Genomic DNA, 9,420 nt, shown 5'->3' on the forward strand with positions numbered 1-9,420 from the left:
GATCGCGTGCGACATCGCATCACCAGCGAGACTCATGCGGCGCAACATCAGGAAGACACCGACTGGCGTTGCACCGAGCGACAGTGCCAGGCAACCTGCCAGTGCCCGGCGCATGAAGCCGAACTCGATGAATGGCGAGAACAGCGGCAGCGACGATAACGTTTCGGTCATGCGCCAATCCGGTTGCTGCGACAGATCGCCGTGGCCTGGTCTTCGCGGTGGCCTCCGGCGAGTCGCTGGGCGCGCAAGAGGTTGGCCTCGCTGAGTACGCGCGCGGTGTCACCGCGCGCGACGACTTCACGAGCGAGCAATAGCGTCTCCGGATACTCCTGGCGAACATGCTCGAGATCGTGCAGGACGGAGATCACCGTTCGCCCTTCGCTGTGCCAGCGGCGTACCAGCGCCGCCAGGTCATGCACGCTGGCCACGTCGATCGCCCCATAGGGTTCGTCGAGCAGCACCAGCGGCGCGTCCTGGAGCAGGACCCTGGCAAACAGCGCGCGCTGCAACTGGCCGCCAGAGAGCGAGCCAATCGGGCGCCCTTCGAGTCCGCTCAGGCCGACCCCATCGATCGCCGCTTCGATGCGCCTGCGGCGGGCGCGGTTGAGGCCGGCAAAAGCACCGATTTCGCGCCACAGACCCATCGCCACAAAGTCATGAACGACGATCGGGAAGCTCGTGTCAAGCGTCGCCTGCTGCGTCAGGTAGGCGATCTGCCGGCGCTGCAGGCCGTTCAGGACGATCCTTCCCTGCAGGGGTCGCAGTTCGCCGGCGATACCCTTGAGCAGCGTCGATTTGCCGGCGCCGTTGGGGCCGACGATGGCCAGCAGACTGCCGGTGGCGACTTCGCCGCGCAGGTGGTGCACGGCTGGATGCCGGTTGTAGCCGAGCGTCAGATCGTCAAAGTAGAGCAGCGCCTCAGCCTGCAAGGGCGGGCGCAGACACGGCGATCCCGGAGCGTTCAATCGAGTGCCCAGAGGACGGTCGTCCACAGCAGCAGCAACGCAGCGATGGCCCACAGCAAGCGGACGGCGGCGCTGCTGCAAAGCGCCGGATCGAGCTTGAGGACGCCTGCCGATCGGGCTGAACGGAGTGGGGTAGACATCAGACAGCGTAGTCGGCAGGGAAAATTGCGGGTCGAAAGTTATGGCGAAATACGGATCTTGCCGCATTTGGCTGCTTAATGCAACTTTGTTGCGAAAACTAAGCATATTCGATGTCATTGGCCATGCTGGCGTGTTGGGTACTGTTTCCATCGCGCGCCGCTTCGCGTTCAGTGCCTTCTCTTTTCAACGAATGTTCTGATTCTCAGCATCGCGGACGCCGACGCAGGGCCAGTACCACCGCAGGTCCCAGCAGCCACAGCGCGCCCGGTTCCGGCACATCGGTGATTCGTGCGTCGGTGAAGTGGCCCGCCTGCAGACGCAATTGCTCGAGAGACAGCCCCTCGTCACAGGAGAAGCACGGCCGGCCCACCTCCGTGTCCATGCCCAGTGCGAGGTTCGAGAGGTACAGGCTGCCGTCGCCGTCAGTGTCCACCCTGGGCGAGAAGGTAAAGTCCGTCACGCGGCCGCGGCAGGTCACGCAGAAAAGCGTACCGATCTCCACGCCACTGATGACCACCGGCTCGTCGGCCTCGAACAGTTCGTCCGGCGGGCACGCGCCAGGATCGCCGAGACCACATCCGAACGACGAGATCTGGCGGAAGGTGCCTGCCACGGTGACATCGAAGTAGCCCGCATCGCCGCGTGTGCCATTGCGCAGGTTGCCGAAGCCGTGGCCGTTGGCCGCCACATCGCCCACGCGCGCCACCGTCATGGTCAGGCTCGATGCCTCGCGCAGCAGGCGCGTCCGCGGGTCTTCCAGCAGGATCCGGAACGCTGGCGTGTCGATGGGGATCACGTTTGCCTTGAAGCTCGAATCCACCACCGGTGCCACGAAGCCATCCGCATTCAGCTTCAGATCGAACAGCGGTGACGTGGTGCCTTCGAAGCCCAGCAATTCTGCGCGCACTTCTGGCCCCGCGAAGCTCGACTGGCCGGCGAACGCCAGCGACACAGCGCTGTGGATGTCGGCATCCAGCAGGTAGGACGGCTTCACGCGCAGTTCCGACACGTTGGCGGCGGTGCGCAACTGCAGCGGGTTCGCCGGATCGAAAATGCTCGTATAGCCCGGATCCTGCCACGCACCGTGCTCGAACACCTGCACGGGCTGGTTGAAGAGGAGTGCCACGCGTGTCTTCGTGGTGATGTCGAACTGCGCGGAGAGCGATGCGGCGAACCCGAGATGACCGTCGAGCAACTGGTAGCTGAAGGGACCCACGCTGCCGCCAAGGGAGGGCAGGCCGCGTGCACGCAGCACCTTGTCCAGGCTGTCGCCGACGTCGAAGCCGAGGTTGAACAGTGGCACACTGCCGCCGTAGGAACGTGTGGCGTTCGGCACCGCGGGGCCGGCCAGCGGGACCGGCGGGACGGGGCCGATTGCGCTGCCAAGGTCCTTGGCAATGCCGTCGTCGAGCTTCGAGCCGAGGTTGTTCTGCGTGAAGAACGGGATGCGTGCGTTCACGAACTTCGGCAGGTCGGCACTACTACGCTTACAGAGAGGCCCAGCGCAGGCTTCGGCGAACACGCTTGGGCCGAGGTTGAGCAGCGCAGACACAGCGACATCGACACCTCCCAAGTCGAAGTTCACCGAGGGTTTCACGTTCGCTGGGCGCGAACCGAAGAACGTCTTGTAGACATCCAACAGGTCACCCTTCGGATCCTTTGCCGGTTGGAGCGCTGCGACGGTAAACTTCGTGTCCGTTGCATCGGCCAGACGGCTGGTAGGTGTCAGGGAAAAGCTGCGCCCTGCAACGGCCGCGTAGTCGTCCGGATAGTCGAACTTCTGCCGCACGGGCAACGCGAGGTCGAATGTGCCACCGGTGAGGTAGGCATCCACGCCGATACCCACGCTGCCCTTCGCGGACACACCGACCGCCAACGGGCCGAAGGACTGGCGGTATGCATCGATGTCGAACGGTGTCCTCAGATCGACCTGGCCGCGCGCGGAGAACGTGTTGCTCGCCGCAAACGCGTTCTGCGAGCGCGCCACGAACATGACATCGGCCTCGTATTTTGCTGCGTTTACCTGCGGCGCGGCGCCGAGGACGAACAAGGCGGCCGCTGCCGAGAGCACACGGCGAACGGTGCGGATTCGATTGCCGGAACTCGCGGGCATGACCTCCGGCCTGATGACATTTCTCGCGTGCTGATCCCGGTTTTTCCGAATAGCCCCCTGGAATCGGAGGTAGAAACGGCGAGCGGGCCCAGCACCCAGGCCAAAAATCGGCAGAGCCGATGTGGCAAATGCAAGTGTCTTCATTTGGATCTCCAAAGTGTCCATAGAGAATCCAAACAGAGCAAACACCGTGCCATAGTTGAGCATGTTGACGTGCTCTGGATTGGTTTTCATTGCACTTCATGCGGTTAGCGCGAGTGGTTGCGCCGTCAGCCGCTGGCAGGGAGCGAAAAGATCCCCGCTGTTATAGGGGCACTGTAAAATTTTTCGACACGTACGAGGCCCGTAACGCGATACGACAGCGACGATGTGAGTGTCTCTGTCTCTGGATTGCATCCTGGAATTCCAGCGAGGTATCCAATGACTATGCTATCCATCACGCGAACTCAGGTCCGTGTGGTGCATCATCCGTCGCGAGACGTACGCTTGGATCTGCGGCATGACGGCCTTGGCGCACACCAATGAGGTCGACCGCACATCCGCCCGACAGATGCTGTATGGCGGTGAAATCCTTTCCGATGTCGTTACCGTAGGCGTGGTTTCGACGCTCGATTGTCGATTATCATGAGACTCACGTAGACAGATCCAGAATGGAGGCCAGTAGTGACCGAACTGATTCCAGTTGAAGCATTGGCGGAGCGTCTGCGGCCCAACCCAGGCAATTCCCAGCCTTACTATCAGCAGATTCTGCAGCAACTGACCGGCCTGATCGATTCCGGTGAATTGGCGGAAGGCGCCAACCTGCCCCCGGAACGGGTGCTCGCAGACTTGCTTGCCGTCAGCCGGACGACCGTCAAGCGCTGCTACGACGCGCTGCGCGAGACCCATAAGCTGGCTTCCTTCGGGCGTGGCGGCACCGTGGTTCGTGGTACGCCGCGCGTGAGTCCCGAAATGGGCCGGCTCAAGGGATTTTCCGAGGAAATGCGCGAACTGGGCATGACACCTTCCACGCGTCTGCTTGAACGCGTGGTGATACAGGATCGCACGCTGGCTTCCATGTTCGGACGCCCTTCGTCAGCGCGTTTTCTCAAGCTGGTGCGCTTGCGTTTGGGCGACGAGCAGCCAATGAGCTACGAGACAGCCTGGTATGACCTGGGCCTGGCGCCGGACCTGGAGAATTGGGATACCAACGGTTCGGCCTATGCCTTCTTGCGCGATCCGTGCGGGATCGTCCTCGCCGATGCGGATCAGAGCATCGAAGCGGTGCTGAGTTCCGAGGTGGAAAGCGAAGTATTCGGTTTTTCGGCGCCCGCGCCCTGTCTGTTGCTGAAGCGCCGCACCTACTCCAGCCACCGGAAACTTGTGGAATACGTGGAAGGGTTGTTCCGCGGCGATGCCTACGCATATCGGTTGAAGCTGCGCGCTTGAGAGAACCCGCCCGCATTTGGGGTGAGCGCGGTCCGGTCACCGGATAACCGATACCAACTCGATGAAACTCAAATCCGGCTTGGCCCTTTCTGCCGCTGAGCGTGGCCAACGCGGTCATGGTCGACAATCACGGCAATGAAGTTGCGGTTTGAACAGCCGCCAGGCCGCGTCTGAAATCGCGTAGCCGCTCCGCCGTCGGGAGTGCGGATAACACGCCCCGATGCGCGGCCATGAAAGCGCCACAGGCATTGGCCTGGTCGAGCGCATCGGGGAGGGGGATGCCGGCTCCCAGACCGTGTAACAGGCCGGCGGCAAAGGCGTCGCCGGCACCGATGCTGTCGAGAGCGGTGACGGGATAAGCCGGAGCGGCAACGCAATTCCCTGCGCGCGGAAAGGCGAGGGCTCCACGTGAGCCCAAGGTCAACACCAGAAGTTCGCCAGACCATGTCCGGAAGAAATCGGCTACGTGTCCGCGCACTTGCGCGAGGCAGCCCATCAGGGTGTCCTGATCCAGATCTCCGCAGCCGATGAGCCCCTGCGCTTCCACTTCGTTGACGATGAGGATATCGCACAATGCCAAGAGCTGCGGCGCTGTGGGCTGCCAAGGTGAAGGGTTAAGCGCCGTGCGCACGCCATCCCTGCGTGCGCGGCGGAAGCATTCCCAAAGTGCGCCCAGCGATGTCTCGAACTGGCCATAGACCAGATCGGCGGCTGCGATGGCGGCTTGCGAAAGGATCGCGTGACTGGCTTCGAGACGATCGTTTGCGCCGGGATAGACGGCAATCAGGTTCTCGCCATTGGCGCCAATCAGTCCAGCGCCATGTCCGGACGGGGTGTCGAAGTCGAACACCAGTTCCGTGGATATACCTTCCGCGGCAAACAGATCGCGCAAACACCGGCCGCCGGAATCGCGCCCAACGCCAACCAGCGCGCTGACCTCGGCGCCCAGACGGCGGGTGCCCACCGCTACGTTGAGTCCCTTGCCACCCGGTTCCACCAGAAAGCCGTCGGCGCGCAGGGTTTCGGCCGCGCACGGCAGGCGCGCAACCAGCCAGCAGTAGGCCATGACCAGATTGGCGCAGACAAAGACATTGACACTCTTATCCAAGACAGTTCATGACAGTGGGAAAGTCAGGGCAGCAGCACAGCCGCTATTCGATTCGGCTCAAAGTATTCTGCCAACTAAGCCAGGGCCATCGTATTCGCCTCCTGCAGGGAAGGTCAAGAGCCTGGAGCAAGTGCTCCGGCGAAATGTGCTTCATATTTGATCAGATTTCCGGCGTACGCCGGAATGACTGTGGGCTGTTAGAACAAATTTGCTCTGAGCCCGCTACCGCCTACCGCTCGCCGATTGGCCCGCCGGCCTCGCTTGCCTGATAATCGCTGCTTTCGCTCTCTTTGCAGCAATGCCGCCCATGGATGACGATCCGGTCAGCAACGACAGCACCAACCCGCATTTGGAGCAGCTTCTCGCAGCGCTTGCGCCACATGCCCAAATACGCCGCCGCCTGCTGCAACTGGGTCTCGGCAGTGTCGTACTGCCATTTCTCGGCTTGCCCGTGCTGGCTGCTGCGGGCCGATCAGAGATCGGTTTCAGAGCGATTGCCGCGTCTGCAGAGGATCTTGTACGCGTTCCAGAAGCCTATATGCTGCAGATGCTCTACGCTTGGGGGGACCCGATTTCGACCGGCCCGGTTTTCCGGTCCGATGCCGGTAACAGTGCGGCAGAGCAGGCCGAGCAGGCGGGAATGCATCACGACGGGATGCATTTCTTTCCTTTCGTCAGCGACGGCAAACCCTCGTCGACGCACGGCCTGCTGTGCGTAAACCACGAATACACCGACGAAAACCTGCTTCACCCGGACGGTCGCGCCGGCTGGAGCGAGGCCAAGACGCTCAAGTCGCAAAATGCACATGGCGTTTCGGTGATCGAGATCGAACTGACGGGCCGCGGCAAGGACGTGCGCTGGCAGCTCGTTCGGCCTTCCGCCTACGCCCGCAGGATCACGGCGCGCACGCCGATGCGCATCGACGGTCCGGCTGCCGGCACCGCCGCCATGCGCACCCGCGACGACATGGATGGTCAGCGCGTCGCCGGCACCCTCGCCAATTGCGCAATGGGCGTTACGCCCTGGGGCACCTACCTGACCTGCGAGGAGCATTTCAACGCGTACTTCAACGGGCTCGACAGGCCGACGCTGGCGCAGAAACGTTACGGTATCCGTGCCTCGGGTGCCGGTTACCGCTGGCACGAGCATGACCGCCGTTTCGACGTGGCGAGTGAGCCCAACGAAGCCAATCGCTTCGGCTGGGTCGTCGAGATCGATCCCTGGAATCCAGGCAGCGAACCGGTCAAGCACACTGCACTCGGCCGCTTCAAACATGAGGGGGCGATGCTGACGCTTGCCGGCGATGGGCGGGTGGTGGTGTACATGGGCGATGACGAGGCTTTCGAGTATCTCTACAAGTACGTCTCACGCGATCGTTTCGACGCCGGCAAGCCAGGCAGCGGTGCCGCGTTGCTCGCGGTCGGGACGCTATACGTCGCCCGTTTTGCTGCCGATGGGCGCGGCCAGTGGATTGCTCTGCAGCATGGGCAGAACGGCCTCGACGCAGCCAATGGTTTTGCCGACCAGGCCGACGTCCTGATTCATGCCCGTCAGGCTGCCGACCGTGTCGGGGCGACGAAGATGGACCGCCCGGAGTGGATTGCCGTCCATCCACGAACCGGTGAAGTCTACTGTAGCCTGACCAACAACCGCCAGCGGAGCGTTGCCGACCCCGCCAATCCACGCGCCGACAACGCTTTCGGCCATATCATCCGCTGGCGCGAGGGGGGCGGGCAGGGTGCTGCGGCCGCGGCCGACAGTTTCGCCTGGGACATCTTCGTTCTCTGCGGCGACCCGCAGCATCCCGACCCCGACAAACGCGGCAACATCCGTGGTGACGCCTTTGCCAGTCCGGACGGGTTATGGTTCGACCCCGACGGTCGCCTGTGGATTGCCACCGACATCTCCGGCAGCGCGGTCAATCGTGGCGACCATGAGCGATTCGGCAACAATCAGCTGCTGGTCGCCGACGTTGCCCGTGGCGAAATCCGGCGCTTTCTCACCGGGCCGAGAGGCTGCGAGATCACTGGACTCACCGCCAGCCCTGACGGTTGCAACCTGTTCATCAACGTTCAGCATCCCGGTGAGGTCGTCGGTGGCCGTTTCGATCCGGCAAAGCCGCTGACCGGAGCAGCCTGGCCGGCCAGTCAGTTCCCTGAATTGACCGGTGGCCGACCGCGCTCGGCAACCATTGTCATCCGTCGCGAGGATGGCGGCATCGTGGGTTGCTGAGGAGAATTCAAGTCGGTGGTGGTGGGGTCGCGTCGTCGACAGCCACCTGTTGCTGGCACGCCTGCCGGATGAAAGACAGTTGCTTCTGGTAGTTTCGGCAGCCGACACAGATCAGCTTGTGCAGCCACAGTGCAAAGCGATTGCCACCGGCAAGATCGCGGTCCATTTCTTCCGACATCAGCCGGAGGGCTTCCTTGCAGTTCATTCTCGGGCCAGTTCTCCGGTCATGAACCATTTCTGATCGAGGCACAGGCGCAGACCCATGCGTGCCCGGTGCAGAACCACCCAGCAGTTGTTGCTGCTGATTGACAGTTCCTCGCAGATTTCGTCGGTTTCCAGACCGAGCATCTCGCGCATCATGAAAATGCGCGCTGTTGCTGCCGGCAGGCGATTCAGGCAGCTATCGAAGACCGCCCAGAAGCGCTGGTCCTCAAAACTCTTTTCCGGGTCTCCCCAGTCCGCAGGGCGGGCGTCGCGTTGCCAGTGGCCGTTGGCCGAGAAAAGCGGGTCGAAATCGCTTTCATCGATCTCTTCTTCGGGGTCCTGGTAGTTCGGCTCGCGAACTCGTCGCCGGATGATGTCGACGATCTTGTTCTTGAGAATTGAAAAGACCCAGGTCTTGAATTTGGCCCGCTCGCCAAAACGGTCGGCTCCCTGTAGCGCGGCCAGCATCGCCTCCTGCACGGCATCTTCGGCACTGGCCTGGTCACGCAACTGCAGGATCGCGAAACGCAGCATCTCGCGCCGAAAACCGGCCATTTCAGCGGCGATAGCTTCCGCATCCGGCGCTGGCTTCCGGCTCATGGCTCTGGGTAATGGCGTTTGCCCGATGTCGCCGCCGGTGTTCGCGATCATGCGGCTGTGTCGTCAGCAGGGAAGCGAAATGAGTCTGGCAAGGATCATTGTTCTCCAAAATAATGGGCAGCTGGACTCGCCGCCAAGGATGGCCAAGTGACTGCAGCGTCGGGCAATGCAGCGGCAGTTTATACGCAAGTGGGCGTGCAGCATAGCCAGAGCATCCGCAATTTTGACCGAATATGGCACCGTCAGCGTAGCGTCGGGTCATCTTGTGCTAATATGCGCGCCCGAAGGAGAGGTGGCAGAGTGGCCGAATGTACCTGACTCGAAATCAGGCGTAGGTGTGAGCCTACCGCGGGTTCGAATCCCGCCCTCTCCGCCAGAATAGTTAAAAAAACCGCCTATACGGGCGGTTTTTTTTCGCCTGTTGGCGCGTGCCTGCGCGGGTTCCTGCGGGTTCATATTTACTTCGCTGCAGTAGCAACCGGTCCCAGTACATGCCTATTCTCTCTCTCATGCCACGGTCTTCTCTGCAATTCGTCGCCAGTGAATAGTGGCGAAGTTAATGAGTCAGTGCTTTGATGCCATTTTTAACCAAAAATGGGAAATCCCCCGGCTCTGCCGGGGGACTGGA

At 62.1% G+C, this 9,420-nt stretch carries 9 protein-coding genes and 1 tRNA gene; 3 read left to right on the forward strand and 7 right to left on the reverse strand.

Annotated features, from left to right (window positions below; all coding sequences use genetic code 11):
- The 4 genes from CAPSK01_RS21310 to CAPSK01_RS00780 form a co-directional block, all read right to left on the reverse strand.
- On the reverse strand, positions 1-171 hold a 171-nt coding region (locus tag CAPSK01_RS21310; RefSeq protein WP_034920984.1), incomplete at its 3' end, for a metal ABC transporter permease.
- On the reverse strand, positions 168-929 hold the full coding sequence (locus CAPSK01_RS00775) for an ABC transporter ATP-binding protein (protein ID WP_034920986.1): 762 nt from the start codon (positions 927-929) through the stop codon (positions 168-170). The genes CAPSK01_RS21310 and CAPSK01_RS00775, both read right to left, overlap by 4 nt.
- Positions 930-961: 32 nt before the next feature.
- Positions 962-1,105 carry a hypothetical protein gene (locus tag CAPSK01_RS21315; protein ID WP_273702817.1) on the reverse strand — a complete coding sequence of 48 codons (144 nt, stop codon included), beginning with the start codon at positions 1,103-1,105 and terminating at the stop codon, positions 962-964.
- Positions 1,106-1,308: 203 nt separating this feature from the next.
- Complete coding sequence (locus CAPSK01_RS00780) at positions 1,309-3,453, reverse strand: hypothetical protein (RefSeq protein WP_034920988.1); 2,145 nt, start codon at positions 3,451-3,453, stop codon at positions 1,309-1,311.
- Positions 3,454-3,882: 429 nt separating this feature from the next.
- On the opposite strand from CAPSK01_RS00780, the gene CAPSK01_RS00785 reads away from it, so the two are divergent.
- A complete protein-coding gene (locus CAPSK01_RS00785; RefSeq protein WP_273702818.1) occupies positions 3,883-4,647 on the forward strand; it encodes a GntR family transcriptional regulator in 765 nt (254 codons plus the stop codon).
- Positions 4,648-4,774: 127 nt separating this feature from the next.
- On the opposite strand, the gene CAPSK01_RS00790 is transcribed toward CAPSK01_RS00785, so the two are convergent.
- Entirely contained in the window at positions 4,775-5,755 is a 981-nt protein-coding gene (locus tag CAPSK01_RS00790) for a ribokinase (protein ID WP_273702819.1), read from the reverse strand.
- Positions 5,756-6,062: 307 nt separating this feature from the next.
- Here CAPSK01_RS00790 and CAPSK01_RS00795 point away from each other — a divergent pair, with 307 nt between their 5' ends.
- On the forward strand, positions 6,063-7,988 hold the full coding sequence (locus CAPSK01_RS00795) for a PhoX family phosphatase (protein ID WP_034920991.1): 1,926 nt from the start codon (positions 6,063-6,065) through the stop codon (positions 7,986-7,988).
- 7 nt (positions 7,989-7,995) lie between these two features.
- Here CAPSK01_RS00795 and CAPSK01_RS00800 read toward each other — a convergent pair whose 3' ends face one another.
- Positions 7,996-8,193 carry a hypothetical protein gene (locus CAPSK01_RS00800; protein ID WP_034920994.1) on the reverse strand — a complete coding sequence of 66 codons (198 nt, stop codon included), beginning with the start codon at positions 8,191-8,193 and terminating at the stop codon, positions 7,996-7,998.
- Positions 8,190-8,843: a sigma-70 family RNA polymerase sigma factor gene (locus tag CAPSK01_RS00805; protein WP_337958511.1), complete on the reverse strand. Its 654-nt coding sequence runs from the start codon at positions 8,841-8,843 to the stop codon at positions 8,190-8,192. The genes CAPSK01_RS00800 and CAPSK01_RS00805 overlap by 4 nt, the downstream gene beginning before the upstream one ends.
- Before the next feature lie 235 nt (positions 8,844-9,078).
- Between CAPSK01_RS00805 and CAPSK01_RS00810 the strand changes: the two genes are divergently transcribed.
- A tRNA-Ser gene (locus tag CAPSK01_RS00810) sits at positions 9,079-9,168 on the forward strand.
- Positions 9,169-9,420 lie beyond the last annotated feature (252 nt).

Origin of the sequence: Candidatus Accumulibacter vicinus (assembly GCF_000584955.1) — a bacterium.
Taxonomy (GTDB): domain Bacteria; phylum Pseudomonadota; class Gammaproteobacteria; order Burkholderiales; family Rhodocyclaceae; genus Accumulibacter; species Accumulibacter vicinus.

Bases quoted from the DNA above. Each gene is read 5' to 3' on its own strand.
- CAPSK01_RS21315 (WP_273702817.1), bottom strand. From the start codon at position 1,105: ATGTCTACCCCACTCCGTTCAGCCCGATCGGCAGGCGTCCTCAAGCTC.
- CAPSK01_RS00805 (WP_337958511.1), bottom strand. From the start codon at position 8,843: ATGATCGCGAACACCGGCGGCGACATCGGGCAAACGCCATTACCCAGA.
- CAPSK01_RS00780 (WP_034920988.1), bottom strand. From the start codon at position 3,453: ATGAAAACCAATCCAGAGCACGTCAACATGCTCAACTATGGCACGGTG.
- CAPSK01_RS00795 (WP_034920991.1), top strand. From the start codon at position 6,063: ATGGATGACGATCCGGTCAGCAACGACAGCACCAACCCGCATTTGGAG.
- CAPSK01_RS00800 (WP_034920994.1), bottom strand. From the start codon at position 8,193: ATGAACTGCAAGGAAGCCCTCCGGCTGATGTCGGAAGAAATGGACCGC.